The organism is Corallococcus sp. CA054B (genome assembly GCF_003611625.1).
GTDB lineage: Bacteria > Myxococcota > Myxococcia > Myxococcales > Myxococcaceae > Corallococcus > Corallococcus coralloides.
Genome location: NZ_RAVY01000088.1, coordinates 22,639 through 37,199 on the forward strand (window position 1 = coordinate 22,639; position 14,561 = coordinate 37,199).

The 14,561-nt window shown below is 71.0% G+C and carries 15 protein-coding genes and 1 pseudogene; 7 read left to right on the plus strand and 9 right to left on the minus strand.

The window, feature by feature from the left end:
- Positions 1–4: 4 nt before the first annotated feature.
- From D7V80_RS21590 to D7V80_RS21600, 3 genes are all read left to right on the plus strand, one after another.
- The gene (locus D7V80_RS21590; RefSeq protein ID WP_120589944.1) at positions 5–544 is read left to right on the plus strand and encodes a nuclear transport factor 2 family protein; all 540 of its coding nucleotides are present in this window, start codon (positions 5–7) and stop codon (positions 542–544) included.
- Between the two features lie 133 nt (positions 545–677).
- Positions 678–1,079 carry a hypothetical protein gene (locus D7V80_RS21595; protein WP_120589945.1) on the plus strand — a complete coding sequence of 134 codons (402 nt, stop codon included), beginning with the start codon at positions 678–680 and terminating at the stop codon, positions 1,077–1,079.
- A 73-nt stretch (positions 1,080–1,152) separates the two neighbouring features.
- Entirely contained in the window at positions 1,153–1,398 is a 246-nt protein-coding gene (locus D7V80_RS21600; RefSeq protein ID WP_147447170.1) for a hypothetical protein, read from the plus strand.
- Between the two features lie 39 nt (positions 1,399–1,437).
- On the opposite strand, the gene D7V80_RS21605 is transcribed toward D7V80_RS21600, so the two are convergent.
- Both D7V80_RS21605 and D7V80_RS21610 read right to left on the minus strand, forming a co-directional pair.
- Complete coding sequence (locus D7V80_RS21605) at positions 1,438–2,538, minus strand: PE-PPE domain-containing protein (RefSeq protein WP_120589947.1); 1,101 nt, start codon at positions 2,536–2,538, stop codon at positions 1,438–1,440.
- Between the two features lie 66 nt (positions 2,539–2,604).
- On the minus strand, positions 2,605–4,281 hold the full coding sequence (locus tag D7V80_RS21610) for an amidase (RefSeq protein ID WP_120589948.1): 1,677 nt from the start codon (positions 4,279–4,281) through the stop codon (positions 2,605–2,607).
- A gap of 142 nt (positions 4,282–4,423) precedes the next feature.
- Between D7V80_RS21610 and D7V80_RS21615 the strand changes: the two genes are divergently transcribed.
- Together D7V80_RS21615 and D7V80_RS21620 are read left to right on the plus strand one after the other, a co-directional pair.
- On the plus strand, positions 4,424–5,578 hold the full coding sequence (locus D7V80_RS21615) for a BMP family protein (protein WP_120589949.1): 1,155 nt from the start codon (positions 4,424–4,426) through the stop codon (positions 5,576–5,578).
- Positions 5,579–5,683: 105 nt separating this feature from the next.
- Entirely contained in the window at positions 5,684–6,169 is a 486-nt protein-coding gene (locus D7V80_RS21620; protein ID WP_120589950.1) for a VOC family protein, read from the plus strand.
- Between the two features lie 4 nt (positions 6,170–6,173).
- Here D7V80_RS21620 and D7V80_RS21625 read toward each other — a convergent pair whose 3' ends face one another.
- The 5 genes and pseudogenes from D7V80_RS21625 to D7V80_RS21645 form a co-directional block, all read right to left on the minus strand.
- A complete protein-coding gene (locus D7V80_RS21625) occupies positions 6,174–6,701 on the minus strand; it encodes a hypothetical protein (protein WP_120589951.1) in 528 nt (175 codons plus the stop codon).
- A gap of 28 nt (positions 6,702–6,729) precedes the next feature.
- On the minus strand, positions 6,730–7,110 hold the full coding sequence (locus D7V80_RS21630) for a hypothetical protein (protein ID WP_147447171.1): 381 nt from the start codon (positions 7,108–7,110) through the stop codon (positions 6,730–6,732).
- An 87-nt stretch (positions 7,111–7,197) separates the two neighbouring features.
- Positions 7,198–8,256, minus strand: coding sequence for an FAD-dependent monooxygenase (locus D7V80_RS21635; protein ID WP_233585595.1), 1,059 nt, complete (start codon positions 8,254–8,256; stop codon positions 7,198–7,200).
- A gap of 82 nt (positions 8,257–8,338) precedes the next feature.
- A pseudogene (locus D7V80_RS21640) lies at positions 8,339–8,554 on the minus strand (YkgJ family cysteine cluster protein); the annotation flags it as partial.
- Between the two features lie 91 nt (positions 8,555–8,645).
- On the minus strand, positions 8,646–9,377 hold the full coding sequence (locus tag D7V80_RS21645; protein ID WP_120589953.1) for an SDR family NAD(P)-dependent oxidoreductase: 732 nt from the start codon (positions 9,375–9,377) through the stop codon (positions 8,646–8,648).
- A gap of 135 nt (positions 9,378–9,512) precedes the next feature.
- On the opposite strand from D7V80_RS21645, the gene D7V80_RS21650 reads away from it, so the two are divergent.
- Both D7V80_RS21650 and D7V80_RS21655 read left to right on the plus strand, forming a co-directional pair.
- On the plus strand, positions 9,513–9,845 hold the full coding sequence (locus tag D7V80_RS21650; protein WP_120562296.1) for a YnfA family protein: 333 nt from the start codon (positions 9,513–9,515) through the stop codon (positions 9,843–9,845).
- Positions 9,846–9,928: 83 nt separating this feature from the next.
- Entirely contained in the window at positions 9,929–12,478 is a 2,550-nt protein-coding gene (locus D7V80_RS21655; RefSeq protein ID WP_120589954.1) for a hypothetical protein, read from the plus strand.
- A 34-nt stretch (positions 12,479–12,512) separates the two neighbouring features.
- Here the strand turns inward: D7V80_RS21655 and D7V80_RS21660 are convergent, their stop codons facing one another.
- Both D7V80_RS21660 and D7V80_RS21665 read right to left on the minus strand, forming a co-directional pair.
- Complete coding sequence (locus D7V80_RS21660; protein WP_120589955.1) at positions 12,513–13,277, minus strand: glucose 1-dehydrogenase; 765 nt, start codon at positions 13,275–13,277, stop codon at positions 12,513–12,515.
- A 33-nt stretch (positions 13,278–13,310) separates the two neighbouring features.
- The gene (locus tag D7V80_RS21665; RefSeq protein WP_120589956.1) at positions 13,311–14,297 is read right to left on the minus strand and encodes a zinc-dependent alcohol dehydrogenase family protein; all 987 of its coding nucleotides are present in this window, start codon (positions 14,295–14,297) and stop codon (positions 13,311–13,313) included.
- Positions 14,298–14,561 lie beyond the last annotated feature (264 nt).

The window sequence follows — 14,561 nt, forward strand, 5'->3', positions numbered from 1 at the left end:
CCCGATGGCATCCGTCTCCTGGTTGTTGCTGGCGCTCGGCGCCAACCCCGTCGCGGCTCCGGCCGCGGCCCAGGCTCCGGCCGACCCCAAGGTCGCGGTGGCCACGGTGCTGGACGACTGGCACCGCGCGGCGGCGGTGGCCAACGAGGCGCGCTACTTCGCCTTCTTCACGCCGGACGCGGTCTTCATGGGCACGGACGGTGAGGAGCGCTGGACGGTGGACCAGTTCCGCGCGTGGTCGAAGCCCTACTTCTCCAAGGGCAAGGCGTGGTCCTTCAAGTCGGTGTCCCGCAACGTGTTCTTCTCCAAGGACGGCCAGGTCGCCTGGTTCGACGAGGCGCTGGACACGCCCAACCTGGGCCCCGCGCGCGGCAGCGGCGTGCTGGTGAAGGACGCGGCCGGCTGGAAGATCGCCCAGTACAACCTCTCCGTCCCCATCCCCAACGACCTGATGGGCGAGGTGACGAACCGCATCGCCACGTACTCCAAGACGAAGCCCGCCACACCGCCCGCCCCGGCAGGCAAGCCCGCGCCGAAGCCCTGACGCATGCCTGCCTGCGTCATGGTCCAGCTTCATGACAGAACCATGACAAACGCATGGAGGAGCTGAGGCCCTCCGCCATTTCCTACGCTGTACGTTGGGGTCCTTCGCCCATCTGCACCGGAGGCCCCAACGCATGCGTGTCATCACCCCCGACCTTCTCGTCGCGGCTGTGACGGAACTCTCCCGGGGATCGAAGCTGGTCCGACTGAAGGACGTTCAGGCGTGGTGTGAGTGGAACGGAGTGGATGCGCAGGGCGACGGCCTGCGGAACCAGGCGCTCTGGGAAGCGGAGCGCGCCGAGGCCCAGGGCCAGCGCCGGCTGCTGAAGTTCAAGAGTGGCGAGTGCAAGCAGTCCCGGCTGGGCTGGGCGCTCATCCCCCACGGGACCAAGGCGCGCGAGCTGGCCACGGACCTGCGCTGGTGCGAACAGACGTGGAACGGCATGGACTGGGAGTGGGTGGGCGGAGTCGCGCCCGTCCCCGAGCGCCGTCCCAGCCGGGTGCGGAACGAGGAGCAGGCGCCCGCCTCACCGTGAGCCCCTGATCCCCTCGCGCGCAGGGCGCGATATCCTGGCAAGGCGGTAGAAACCCCCAAACCAGGAGAGATGCATGCGAGCTGCGATCGTTGCCGGACTGTGGGCGGTGGGACTGCTGGTGGGCTGTGGCGGCCCTGGCACGGAGGAGGGCCTGGACATCCAGTCGGCGGAGCAGGCGTTGGATCCCGTCGAGGCGTGTCTGGAGGCCTGCAGCGTGAACCTGAGCCGGTGCCTGCAGAACGCCACCACGCAGGCGCAGATCGACCGGTGTGAGCTGATTGGCGCCAGCTGCCCGCGGAAGTGCTCCACGGGCGAGTAGGCGTGCTTCGTCCCGGGGCGCCATCGCGCCCCGGTGGCTTCAGACCGCGTCCTGGATGTTGTTCAGGTACGTGTCGATGCCGTGCTTGCCGTCCAGGGCGAAGACCTCGCCGTTCCCGGGGGAGTCGAAGGTGTGGATGGTGGCGCCTTCCGGGTACTGGGTGGACGGGCCTCCGTTGAGGATGCCGATGCCGGGGAAGAGGCCGGACGCGATGCCGCTGACGATGTCCGTCACCGGGTTGAACGCGTGCGTGCCCAGCCACGTGGGCACGGGGTCCTGCTTGTTCACGTAGAAGGTGTACTTGGGCCCGTCCGGGAACGTCTTGCCCGCGCCCGCGAAGGTGGAGACGTTGATGTTCCCGAGCAGCGCCTCGCGCTTGTCGCGGTTGCCGTCGCCGAAGATGGGCAGGTTTCCCCAGAAGCCGCCCATGTCGTCCTTGATGCGGTTGTCCACCTCGCGCAGCGCGCTCGACACGATGGCGCCGCCCTGGCTGTAGCCGGTGACGTTGACCTTCTTGCCGGCCTGCAGGTCCCTGTAGATGGCGTCCGCCAGCGTCTGGGCTGCCTTGTTGTCACCGAGGCCCAGCCGGTCCAGGCCCGTCTGCGTCACGTCCGCGGGCAGTCCCTCCGTGGCGTTGTAGATGGGCACCACGTTGGTGCCCGACTCGTTCGCCAGCTTCTGGGCCTCGCCCGTGGCGTTCCCGTCTCCCTGCGGCTGCGTGAGGATGCCGTTGACGTGGTACGTCGTCGGCGTCGGGGACGCGATGGGCTTCTCCGGCTTGAACGGCGGCACCTCCGAGACGGAGAACTTGTCCGGCGGATAGGCGTAGCCGTCCGAGCCCAGGTACATGCCGTCGTAGAGCTTCGGATCCGCTTTCGAGTCGATCTTCAGCGCGCCGCGAGCCACCTTCGTCGCGTCATCCAGCTGCACCGTGCCGGCCTGGACCGTGCCCGTGTTGGACTGGATGGGCGGCAGGTTCGCGTTGCCCGGGGTGGAGGACTGGGCGCGCTTCGCCTCGAAGACGTCCTTGGCCGCCAGGGGACGCGCGAGCGCGTTCTTCGCCACGGGGCCGGACTGTTCCTCCACGGCGCGCGGCGTCACCTGCCGGGCTCCGCCTCTCCCCACTCCGTCGATGGACATGTCCCGGGCCTTCCGTGCTCGTGGTTCGGGGAGGTTATCGGGAGATGAGAAGAAGAGTTGTCCCGCTCAGGGCAGAACGCTGACGTGGATGCCCGGCGTGCGGCGCTCGGTCGCGCGCTCTACCACGCGGCCCAGGCGCAGCAGCAGGTGCTCCTCGTAGGGGCGCCCCATGAGGTGCACGCCCACGGGCAGGCCGGCGCGGTCGAAGCCCGCGGGCACGGAGAGGGCAGGGCAGCCGGTGAGGTTCGCCAGGCGGATGAAGCGCATCAGGGCGTCCACCACCGGCAGGTTCGACTCGCCTGCGGGGAGCGTCGCCTCGGGGATGGCGGGCGCGGTGCTCGCCGTCGTCGGGGTGACGATGACGTCCACGTCCGCCATGAGCGCCAGCAGCTCGCGGGTCAGCCGGTGCCGGTGCCGCAGCGCGTGGATGAGGTCCGTGGCCCGGAAGTGACGCCCCAGCGCCAGGTTGGTGCGCGAGTCGAGCCCGAACACCGACGCGCGGGCCTTCACCTGCGGCAGCATCGCCTCCGCCATCTCGCTCAGGATGATGCAGCTGTGCGTCCAGAGGATGGTGTTCAGGTCCGGCGCGGGCAGCTCCACCACCGTGGCGCCCGCGTCGGTGAGGGCGCGCACGGCCTCGCGGCAGCGCGACACCACGTCCGGATCCGCGTCTTCGAAATAAGGCGTGCAGATTCCCAGACGGACGCCCTTCAACGCGCCGTCTTCAAGGCCAGACAGGTGATGCGGAGGTTGCTGCCGGGAGACGACGTCGTGGCCGTCCGGCCCGGCGACAATCGCATACGCCGCCGCGACATCGTCGACGGTGAGGCCCAGCGGGCCCACGTGCGCCACGTTCCAGCACAGCGGCGGCACGCCCGTCTCCGGGATGCGGCCCCAGGTGGCCTTGAGGCCGACGACGCCGCACAGCGCGGCGGGGATGCGGATGGAGCCGCCGCCGTCCGCGCCAATGCTCACCGGGCACAGGCCCGCCGCCACCACGGCTCCGGAGCCGCTGGAGCTGCCGCCGGTGATGTGGCCCCGGTTCCACGGGTTGCGCGCGGCGCCGTGGTGCGGGTTCAACCCGATGGGGTTGATGCCAATCTCCTGCATGTTGGCCTTGCCCAGGATGACCGCGCCCGCGCCCTTCAACCGGGCGGCCACGGTGGAGTCGGTCCGGGCCGGCTCGGTGCGGAACGTGGTGCCCAGCGTCGTGGGGAAGCCGGCCAGGTCCAGCTCGTCCTTGATGACGACGGGCACCCCGTCGAACACGCTCAAGGGGGCGCCCGCGCGCAGCCGCTCCGCGGACGCCTCCGCCGAGCGCAGCACCTCCTCCGGCTTGCGAGCGATGAAGAGCCCCAGGCGGTCCGCACCGGCGTCCAGCCGTTCAATCGCCTCGTGGACCTTGCGCGCCACGGCCACCGGATCCGTGCTCCCGTCCCGGTAGGCGCGAGCGAACGCCGAGACCGTCTCCCGCTTCGGCGTCACGGGGGACGCGGCGGCTGCGCGCGCGGCCTGCTCCACCGGCGTCTGTGTTTCTGCGGGAGGCGCACCCTGCGGCAGCGGGTACTGGACGGGCGGCGCATCGCCAGCGGGCAGCTCGCGCCATTGCTCGATGCCGCTGTCCCGCATCAACTTCTCCAGCAGTGCCGGGCCCACGCCGCCCCGCTCCAGCGTGTTGACCATGGCCTTGAGGGCCATGCCAGAGAGTCGCGGAGCCTTCACCGGAGCGCGTCGGTAGGTCATGGGGCGCAGCCTATCGTGAGGCCGGCCGGTCGCGACCTGTTCGACGCGATGATTGAAGATGGGCCCGCGACGCTGACGCAACGCTGAGCGGCTCCGCCGTCATCCGACGGGCCAGAAGGCGCGTGATACATTTCGCGGTGTCATGAGCCCGCGCCGCCAAATCCCCTCCCTCGTCCTGTGTCTGTTGGCGGCCGTCACCGGCTGCAAGAAGGAGGCGCCCGCCGCGCCGCCCGCGCCCACCGTCGGCCTGGTGCTGGGACTGGGCGGCCGGGGCGACCACTCCTTCAACGACTCCGCCCTGCGCGGACTGGAGCTGTGGGCCGCGGGGAAGAAGTACGAGAAGGCGGGCTACCAGGAGGTCACCGCGTCCGAGCGGCAGGCCTCGCTGGCTCCGGACATCGCCGCGCGCGGAGGGGAGCTGGGCCCACTGGGCATCACGCCGGTGGTCCTCCAGAGCCGCGTGGCGGAGGACTACGAGCCGAACCTCCAGCTGCTCGCGGAGCAGCGCGTATCGCTGGTGATGGGCGTGGGCTTCATGCTGGAGAACGCCGTGGAGACGGTGGCCCGGCGCAATCCCTCACTGCCCTTCCTTCTGGTGGACAGCCCGCTCCTGGACGCGCAGGGCCGGGTCATCACGCTGCCCAACGTGCGCACGGTGGTGTTCCGGGAGGAGGAGGGCTGCTTCCTCGCGGGCGCCCTGGCCGGGCTCGTCACGAAGACGGGCCGGGTGGGCATGGTCGGCGGGATGAAGATTCCCCTGGTGCAGCGCTACGAGGCCGGCTTCCGGGCCGGCGTGGCCGCGACGAACCCGAACGCCACGGTGCTGGTGAACTACACCGGCAGCTTCACGGACTTCGCCCTGGGCAAGCAGGTGGGGCAGGACCTGCTGCTCAAGAACACGGACGTCGTCTTCGCGGCGGCCGGCGTGGACGGCCTGGGCGCCATCCAGGCCGTGAAGGAGGCGCGCGAAGCCGGCAAGGCCGTGTCTGTGATTGGCGTGGACTCCGACCCGTCCCACCTGGCGCCAGAGGCGGTGCTGTCCGCCGTCGTGAAGCACGTGGACCTGGTGGTCTACGAGGCCATCCGCGAGCACCGCCAGGGGCGCTTCCAGGGCGGGAATGTCTCGCTCGGGTTGAAGGAGGGAGGCATGGGGCTGGCGCCCGTGCGGCTGGACTTCCCGGGCAAGGCGGAGGCGCTGCGCACGGTGGACGCGCTCCGGGCCCGCATCATCTCCGGGGAGCTGAAGGTGCCCACGCAGCCCGACGCCGCTCAGCAGGCCGCTGGCGCCCACCCTTGAACGCAGGCCAGGGGTTGCACGACTGAATGGGAGAAGGGCGGCCGGGCTTCGTGCTGCTGCCTCCTGCCGGCGCGGCGTCCACCGTAGCCCTCAGGAGGAGTCCCCATGTCCGTACCCCAGAAGATCGTCACCTGCCTGTGGTGCAACTACAACGCGGAGGAGGCCGTCGCCTTCTACACGTCCATCTTCCAGGACTCGAAGGTCCTGAGCGTCACCCGCTACACGGAGGCGGGGCCCGCGCCCAAGGGCACGGTGCTGACCATTGATTTCCAGCTCGCGGGACAGCGCTTCGTCGCGCTCAACGGTGGACCGGGCCCCTCCTACACGGACGCCGTGTCGCTGAGCGTGGACTGTGAGACGCAGGCGGAGCTGGATGCGCTGTGGGACAAGCTCCTCGCGGGCGGTGGCAAGCCGGCGCAGTGTGGCTGGCTCAAGGACCGCTTCGGGCTGTCCTGGCAGATCGTCCCCACCTATATGCAGCAGGTGTTGCAGGATCCGGACGAGGCGAAGCGGGACCGCGTCATGCGCGCGATGCTGAAGATGGTGAAACTGGACATCGCCACGCTGAAGCAGGCGGCGGAGGCGCGGTAGCCCGCTAGAAGGGCGGCCCGAGAGTCTCCACCTTCAGCTGGCCCTCGTTGATGGCCACGCTGAGCCGGCGCAGGAGGTTCATCTGCTGCTGTTGCGTGAGCAGGGGCACGGACGCCGCCAGCTCGCGCGCCTGGGCATCTCCCCACCGGCGTGCGGAGAGTGCCCGCTCCACCACCTCGTTGCCGCGGGCCCAGGCCTCGGCGTTCCGCGTGTCTGGCGCGGAGGGCTCCTGGGGGGCCGGGTCCTCCCGGGGCGGGACATGGGGCGCCTGGGCCTGCAACGCGCGGCTCACGGCCTGCTCAATGCGCGCGTCCAGGTCCGAAGGCAGCGCGGGGGAGGGTGCCCCGGACAGCGCCACGGCGGGAGCCTGTCGCCGCGCGAGCAGCTGGTCGAGGCGTCCCTCCATCCGCTCCAACCGGGTCTCGAGCTCCCGGTTGCTGTCGGAGGCGCGCTGGCCCTGCACGAAGAGGGCGAGCCCCGCGCCGAAGAACATCAGGTTGAGCACGACGAGCGTGCGGCTGAGTGGAATCATGGCGCGGGGTGCCTTCAACGCGAGCGGCTCAGGGGCCCTTGGTCTCGAAGTGAGAACCGGTGGCGACGTGGATGAACGTGCACTCCCCCAGGCTGTCGTAGGAGACCTGCAGGTTCGAATCCGAGTTCAGCGAACGGATCGTCGCGAGCATGTCGGCGTCGATGGTCGCGCAGCTCGCGGTGGTGCCGGAGGCATCCTTCGCGTAGCACCGGCCGACCCCCGCCGAGTTGGAAGCACACCAGAGGTACGACACGCTGTCCAAGCCGTTGCGGGCCGTTCCCAGGTTTCCGCTGAAAGCGCGGGTCGTGGTGTTGACGTAGACCGAAGCGCTGAATCGCTCGCCGGCGAAGCTGATGGCGGAGAGACCCATCGCGACACACAGCCCCCACATCATTCCCGTCTTCTTCATGCGGACTCTCGTTGTTGGAGGAAGGTTGCTCCTGGGTGCTCCAGGCGCGCGGCGAGCTATGCCACGGGATTGGCGGCTTTCTAGTTTTCATCGGCTGTCGGATTGATGCGTGAAGGCCTCCGCGTACTCTGGCAGCACGAACCCGGTGGCAGCGTGGGTGACGAGCTTCTCGAACACGCGCTCCAGCGGCTTCGTGGTGAGCAGTCGATAGATGTGATTGCGCAGGAACAGGCCGGCCCGCGTGCGGGGCGCGAAGAACCCGCCCACGTGGCTCGCGCCTTCCTGGCACTTCGTCGCGTAGGGCCGGAGCCGGGACTCGAAGCGCGCGAAGGCCCGGGCGTGCGCGCCCGGATTCGAGAGCAGCTCCCCGGCGAGCACGTACGCGCCCACCATCGCCATGGGCGTGCCCTGTCCTTCCAGCGTGCCGCCCCAGGCCGCGTCTCCCAGCAACACCACGCGCCCGTGTGAGTAGCGCGGGAGCCGGACGGAGCTGATGGCGTCGAAGTAGAGGTCCTCCGCCCCGCGCAGCGCCTCCACGAGCCGGGCGGTCCTCCAGCCCGCCTCCACGAAGGCCGTCGCCACCGCTTCGCGCGCCACGTCCAGGGACCGCTCCCGAGGGCCGAGGGGCGCGCCGGTGAACACGAACAGCGCGCGGGCTTCGTCCTCGGCGCGGGCGCTGGTGACGCACACGCCGCGGCCGGGCTCGCTGTAGATGACGCCTTGCCGCCGCAGGCCGAGCACGTTCGGCAGCGTGCATCCCACGACGCGGAAGCCGTGGTGCCTCAGGTGGCCGTCATCCCCACCGAAGACGCGCGAGCGCACGTTCGAGCGCAACCCATCCGCCCCCACCACCAGGTCGAAGCGTTGAGGGGCGTGCTGCTCGAACCCGACCTCCACGCCGTCGGGCGTTTCGTGGAGCGCGGTGGGGCTGTCCCCGAAGCGGTACTCCACCTGCTCACGGGTGCGCTCGAAGAGCAGCTGGCAGAGGTCGCCGCGTTGAAGCTCCACGTCGCCGCTCATCATCAACGCCGGGACCTCCGCCAGCGTCCGGCCCGTGGCGTCGACGAAGGCCTGCGTGCCCAGCCGCGTCCGCCGTTCGTGGATGGCCTCCCACAGCCCCATGCGCTCCAGCACGGCGCGGTGCACGGGCCCGCGGAAGTCGACGGCCTGCCCGCCGGTGCGCGTAGACGCGGCAGGCCCCCGTCTCCCGGTCCAGCAGCGGGCAGGTGTACGGACGCGCCTCCTGCCCGGCCATGGCGTCGACGCGGGCGCGGAGCTCCTCCAGCACTTCAGCGGAGAGCTGCTGGAGCCCTTCCTCCAGGTAGCTCCACTCCAGCTGTGTGAGCGGGAGCGGCGCGGCCAGGTGACGGCAGCAGTGAGCACACCCCCGGCGACAGGGCCACCAGTCATGGGAGCTGGAGATGTCCGCCGCACGTGCCTCCACGCGTGCGTAGACGGCCTCCAGCGCGCGTCGCGCTCATCGGAGCGACGTATCTATCGCTCCTCCGGCACCGGCGCATCCGTCCTTTGGAGCGCTACGCTCCGGCGGTCCAGCCGCCGTCGATGTCGATGACCTGACCGGTGGCGTACGCGCACGTGGCGAGGAAGTACGCCGCGTCCGCCATGTCGTGCACGGTGCCTGGCTTCTTGAGGGGCACCTTGCTCACGAGCGCGTCCAGGAACGCGCCCACCTGCTCCGGCGGGACGCCCCAGTCGATGTCCGTGTCGCGCGTCAGGCCGGGGGACAGGACGTTGACGCGGATGCCCTTGGGCGCCAGCTCCACGGACAGCGAGCGGCCCATGGCGTTGACCGCGCCGCACAGGCCCGCGCCGCCCGAGTAGTTCACCAGGGCCGTGTGACCCGCGATGCCGGAGCACAGGATGATGGCGCTGCCCGGGGCCATCTTCGGCACCGCGTGGTGGCAGGCGGAGAGCTGGCCGAAGAAGCGGTCGTTGAAGAGGGCCCGCCACGACTGCGAGGGCACGCTGTCCACCGCGCCGAACACGGCCCCGCCCGCGCACGTCACCAGCAGGTCCACGCGCGGCACGGAGTCGATGAGCCGCTTCACCTGCGCGTCGTCGCCCACGTCGGTGACGACGCCCCGGGCGCCCCGGCCAATCCTCGCCGCCGCGTCCTCCAGGCGCTGCTGCCGGCGCCCGGCGATGACCACCTCCGCGCCCTCGCTGGCGAAGCGCTCCGCGATGGCGAAGCCAATGCCCGTGCTGCCGCCCGTGACGACCGCGATCTTCCCGTCCAATGCGCCCATGTGTGTGCCTCCCTGGATAGGCATACGAATGGCACAGTCACGGCTGGCAATGCCATGCAGCGGAAGGGCATCATTCCAACCGCCCCTCGCGGACGCGCTTGCTGGCGCACCTCACCCCGTGGAACGAAGCGCCCCATGCTCATCCTCCTGCGAGCCCTGGGCCTCTTCGTCCTGACCGCCGTGGCCGAAGTGGTGGGGTGCTACCTGCCCTACCTCTGGCTGCGCGAGGGGAGATCTCCGCTGCTCCTCGTTCCGGCGGCCGTGAGCCTCGCCGCCTTCGCATGGCTCCTGACGCTCCACCCCACGGGGGCCGCGCGGACCTATGCCGCCTATGGAGGCGTCTACATCGCGGTGGCCCTGGCCTGGCTGTGGGCCGTGGAAGGGGAGCGGCCCAGCACCTGGGACATCGTGGGGGCCCTGGTGGCCCTGACAGGAATGGCGATCATCGTTCTGGCACCTCGCAGGTAGTCCCGCGCCAGGGCCTCCAGGAGCCGTGCGGGCCGCACGTGGCCCGGGTGCGTGACACCCCCGGACCGGGGTAGACACACGGCATGTCCGCCCTGCTCGACAGCGGCGTGCGCCAGGGCGCGGAGGTTCGCTGCCCCGGGTGCATCCGCTTCATCCCTGCTGATGCCGCGTGCCCGCACTGCCTCTGCGGCGCCATCCCGCCGGAGCGCCATGGCTCCGCGCGCGCGTTGGTGAAGTCCGGCGTGGACCGCTTCGCCCTGGCGGCCCGCACCGCCGCGCTGGAGCCCGCCCAGGTGGCGGTGCTGGAGGCGCGCTACGCACGGCAGTGGGGCGCGGTGCAGCGCCTCGCGGAGGACGCCCGTCGCATCGAGCCCCTCCTCATCCAGCGCGGCTTCGTGCGGGAGCTGGAGGACGCGTGGGCGCTGATACTCCCCATCGAGGAGGCGGCCCTGGAGGAGATGCTCGCGCCCTTCAGCCCCATGCCGGACTCGGTGGAGTGGCTGGCGGACAAATCACCGGATCCGACCCTGCGCCTCCTGGGCGCGCTCGCCTGTGTGCACCAGGGCAACTGGTCGCGGGACGCCCGCTTCTCCGTGAGCAACCAGGTGCTGCACGGGGAGGGCCGCGTGGCGGTGGAGGCCATGCTCGCGATGACGCGCTGGCGCAATGGCCTCGACCCGCGGCTCAGCCCCGAGGAGCGTGAGCGGATCCGGACGCTCGCCCTGGGCGTGCTCCATGTGCCGGAGCTGTCCGCGCGCGCCGCGGTCGCCTGGACGCGGGCGTCGCATGAGCCGATACCGGCGAACGTCACCGAAGCGCTGCACCGGGGCCTGTATGGCTCCGACCCGGAGGTCCGCTTCGAGTGCGCGCTGTGCCTTCGCGACGAGATGGAGGTCTCCCAGGCGCTGGACTCCTCCGACGCGGACGTCGCCGCCTTCGCGCGGCGCACCCTGAGCCAGTGGGGTTCGCGCCGGCTGCTCGCGCGCCTGCGGAAGGATGGGGACGCGGCCTTCGCCAGGGAGGTCCTCCGCGAACTTCCCACCCCTCCGCCCGAGGGCGCCCTGGAAGCGCTGCTCACCGTGTCGCTGCGCACGGTCGGGTCGCTCGCGGACGAGCTGCTCTCCTTCGCGAAGCGGCGCCCCTTCCGCGAGTGGGGGCTGGAAGACCAGCAGCGCTGGGCCCGCTGGGCGCGCTCGGTGCTGAGCGACCTGCCCGCGAAGACCGCGCTCGACTTCTTCAGCTGGGCCGCCACGCCTCCCCGCGACGACCCCGAGCCTCCCGAGGAAGAAGAGTCCGAGGCGATGTGGGCCTTCCTGGAAGAGACCGTGCACGCCATCGACCGGGGCACGACGAAGGACCGCACCGCGTGCTTCGGCGAGTCCGAGTTCGCGCGCTTCCTCCACCATTCGGGTGTGGACGAACAGCGGCGGCTGAACGACTGGGCCCGCGACATGTACAGCGGCGAGGCCCTGCTGCAAGCGTTGATCATGTTCCCCTCCAAGGGCCGGCACCTGGGCCTCGTCCCGGAAGTCGCGCGCACGGAGAAGCACCCCGACCCCGGGCACCTTGGCCGGTTGCTGATGGCCATCTGGGAAGGGCCGGGCCAGCACCTGCTGGTGACGCCGCTGTCCCGAGTGGTGCGCTCCTGGCGCTCCCTCACCGGAAGCGAGCTGTTCGTCGAAGCCGTGTGGCGCCGCTTCCAGTCCCATCCCGCCGAGCGCGCGGCCCTGCTCACCGCCTTCGCGGCCTGGCGCGACCGCCTGTGGGAGCACCAGTGCGAAGTGGAGCCGGACGCGCTCGCGCGCTTCCAGACCTGGTGGCGCGTGGATCCAGAAGGGCTCTACCGCCAGACGGAGCAGCTGCTGGACCGCGTCCCGGTGGAGGCGCTGCCCAAGAGGCTGCGCGCCCTCTGGGACGCGGCGGAGGAGGTGGTGGGCACGCGCCCGCGCACGGCGTCCCTCTCCGTGTCGAAGGGCGCCATGGCGCTGCGCAACGGACTGGAGTCCCGCGACGCCAGCATCCGCGACGTCCTGGACGCGGAGCTGGAGCACTTCGAGTCGTGGCTCCCCGCCTTCGAAGAGCGCGTGCGCGCCACGCCGTCTCCGCAGGAGGAGTCCAACATCCACCGCGACTTCCTGGACGACACGCACAACGCGCTGCGGATGATGCGGGAGCGCCGCGAGCGCAGGCGTGAGGACGAGGAGCGCGAGCGGCAGCGCGCCATCGACCGCCAGGTGGCCGAGTCCCGCCGCCGCGACCAGGAGCGCCAGTTGGAGGTCCAGCGCCGCGCCGCCGAAGCGCTCCAGGCCCGGCAGGCCGCCGAACGCGAACAGCAGGACACGCTCGCCCGCGTGAACGCGCAGCGCCTGCTGGCGACGCTCCAGCCCCGCGTGCCGCTGAAGGACGTGGACCGCGAGGTGCTCTTCCCGGAGTCCGCCTTCCCCACGCTCGTGGACTACGCGCGGATGATCAAGGCGATGCAGCAGGGCGGGGACGTGATGAAGCTCTTCGAGACCCTGGGGCTCACGCCAGCCACCTGGGCCGCGCAGTCCACCGCCTGGGGACAGCTGCTGGTGGGCCGCATGGAGCTGGCCGTCCGCTTCGGGGAGCTGCTCGGGGCGCCCTGGGAGTGACGTCCCCGGGCGCCTGGAGTGGGGGCCCGCCGCGCTACTGCGCGGTGGCGCCGCCGTCGAGGACCATCTCCGCGCCGGTCATCAGCTTGGACTCGTCCGACGCCAGGTAGACGACGGCGTTGGCCACGTCGTCCGGCTCACCGAAGCGGCCCGCGGGGATGCCCTTGAGCATGCGCGCGCGCGTCTTCTCCGCCTGGCCACCGGCCTGGGCCAGCGCCTCCACCATGGCGGTCTCCACGTAGCCGGGGTGGATGGAATTGCAGCGGATGCCATAGCCCTTGTAGGCGCAGTGCAGCGCCACGGACTTGGACAGCATGCGCACGGCGGCCTTGCTGGAGCAGTACGCGGGGAACTGCGGCACGCCCACGAGCCCCGCGATGGAGGAGATGTTGATGATGGAGCCCTTGGACCCGCACTCCTTCATCACGCGGATGCCGTGCTTGCAGCCCAGGAACACGCCGTCCAGGTTGACCGAGTGCACGAACTTCCACTCGTCCAGGGACATCTCCTCCACGTCCTTCACGATGCCCATGCCGGCGTTGTTCACGAGCACGTCCAGCCGCCCGAACTTCTCCACCGTGCGCGCCAGCGCGCTCACCCACTGGTCCTCGCGGGTGACGTCCAGCGGGAGGAACAGGCCGGCGTCTCCCAGCGCCTCCGCCACCGCGCGGGCCTCGCCCTCGCGCCGGTCGGTGACCACCACCTTCGCGCCCTCGCGCGCGAGCATCCGGGCGGACGCGGCGCCCAGGCCCCCCGCGCCGCCGGTCACCAGCGCCACCTTGCCTTCGACTCGCTTCATGGTCGTCGTTCCTTCAAGTGAGCGGCGGGTGCTTCACGCCGCGGGGTTGGGGGTGAGCAGAATCTTGCCGTTGCGGCCCGGCTCCAGCGCGCGCTTCACCGCGTCCTGGATGCGCTCCAGCGGATAGGTGCCGTCCACGGGCGCCTGGAGCGTGCCCACGGCCATCAGCTCCGCCAGCCGCGCGAGCGTGGCGTTCTGCTCCTCGCGCGGGGCATCCCGCAGCCAGCGCGTCAGCCAGAAGCCGCGCAGGGTGACGTCCTTGAAGATGGTGGCCGCCGCGGACAGCATGGGGCCCTTGCCGCTCATGGCGCCGTAGTTCACCAGCGTGCCGCCGGTGGAGAGACAGTCGCCCACGCGGCGCGCGGACTCACCGCCCACCGCGTCGATGCCCAGCCGCACCTTCGCGCCGCCGGTGGCCGCGCGCACCTGCTGGGGCAGCTCGTCCGTGTCCAGCAGCACCACGTCCGCGCCCTGGGCCTTGAGCTGGTCGGCCAATTCCTGGCGGCGCACGACGTTGACGGTCTTCAGGCCCATCACCTGCGCCAGGGTGATGAGGTAACGGCCCACCGCGGAGTTGGCGGCGTTCTGCACCACCCACTCGCCGGGCTGGAGCGTCACGAACTGACGCAGCATCAAATAGGCGGTGGGCGGGTTGATGAGCAGCATGCTCGCCTGGAGCAGGTCCAGACCCGGCGGCACGGGCAACAGCTGCGCGGCGGGCGCGGTGAGGTGGGTGCGCCAGGTGCCCGCGCCCAGCGGGAGGAACACGAGGTCGCCCACGGCCACGGCGTCGGTGCCGGACACCTCCACCACGCGGCCCACGCCCTCGTTGCCGGGCGTGGCGGGCAGCTTGGGCAGCACGCCGTATTCGCCGGACAGGGTGAGCAGGTCGGAGGGATTGATGGGCGTGGCGAGCACGGCCAGCCGCGCCTCGCCGGGCTTCAGCGGCGCGGGGGGCTCCTCCACCACCTGGACGACGTCGGGGGGCGGCCCGAAGGCCGAGAAGCGCACTGCTTTCATGGCATTGCTCCCGCGCTGTGAAGGCGGCGTCACCCTAATCGCCTTCCGCCCTGCTGCCGAGCGTGCGCTGTGATGCCACGCGCGGTGTGCATCCGCTGGTGGATGGATCCGCTCCGCCTGCATTCCCGCCCCGAGGGCGCGGCGCTCTGTCCACCCCCGGACGCGAGCGGAAGGAGGCTACCGGCCGGCGACGATCGGGCCTCGCCATGACGGTGGGGGCTGCACAGGTTCTGAAATGGACCCCTTGGTGGGGCGGGTGGGGAC

Excerpts from the sequence above, each read along its gene's own strand:
- D7V80_RS21590 (WP_120589944.1), top strand. The coding sequence starts at position 5 with ATGGCATCCGTCTCCTGGTTGTTGCTGGCGCTCGGCGCCAACCCCGTC.
- D7V80_RS21595 (WP_120589945.1), top strand. The coding sequence starts at position 678 with ATGCGTGTCATCACCCCCGACCTTCTCGTCGCGGCTGTGACGGAACTC.
- D7V80_RS21600 (WP_147447170.1), top strand. The coding sequence starts at position 1,153 with ATGCGAGCTGCGATCGTTGCCGGACTGTGGGCGGTGGGACTGCTGGTG.
- D7V80_RS21605 (WP_120589947.1), bottom strand. The coding sequence starts at position 2,538 with ATGTCCATCGACGGAGTGGGGAGAGGCGGAGCCCGGCAGGTGACGCCG.
- D7V80_RS21610 (WP_120589948.1), bottom strand. The coding sequence starts at position 4,281 with ATGACCTACCGACGCGCTCCGGTGAAGGCTCCGCGACTCTCTGGCATG.
- D7V80_RS21615 (WP_120589949.1), top strand. The coding sequence starts at position 4,424 with ATGAGCCCGCGCCGCCAAATCCCCTCCCTCGTCCTGTGTCTGTTGGCG.
- D7V80_RS21620 (WP_120589950.1), top strand. The coding sequence starts at position 5,684 with ATGTCCGTACCCCAGAAGATCGTCACCTGCCTGTGGTGCAACTACAAC.
- D7V80_RS21625 (WP_120589951.1), bottom strand. The coding sequence starts at position 6,701 with ATGATTCCACTCAGCCGCACGCTCGTCGTGCTCAACCTGATGTTCTTC.
- D7V80_RS21630 (WP_147447171.1), bottom strand. The coding sequence starts at position 7,110 with ATGAAGAAGACGGGAATGATGTGGGGGCTGTGTGTCGCGATGGGTCTC.
- D7V80_RS21645 (WP_120589953.1), bottom strand. The coding sequence starts at position 9,377 with ATGGGCGCATTGGACGGGAAGATCGCGGTCGTCACGGGCGGCAGCACG.
- D7V80_RS21650 (WP_120562296.1), top strand. The coding sequence starts at position 9,513 with ATGCTCATCCTCCTGCGAGCCCTGGGCCTCTTCGTCCTGACCGCCGTG.
- D7V80_RS21655 (WP_120589954.1), top strand. The coding sequence starts at position 9,929 with ATGTCCGCCCTGCTCGACAGCGGCGTGCGCCAGGGCGCGGAGGTTCGC.
- D7V80_RS21660 (WP_120589955.1), bottom strand. The coding sequence starts at position 13,277 with ATGAAGCGAGTCGAAGGCAAGGTGGCGCTGGTGACCGGCGGCGCGGGG.
- D7V80_RS21665 (WP_120589956.1), bottom strand. The coding sequence starts at position 14,297 with ATGAAAGCAGTGCGCTTCTCGGCCTTCGGGCCGCCCCCCGACGTCGTC.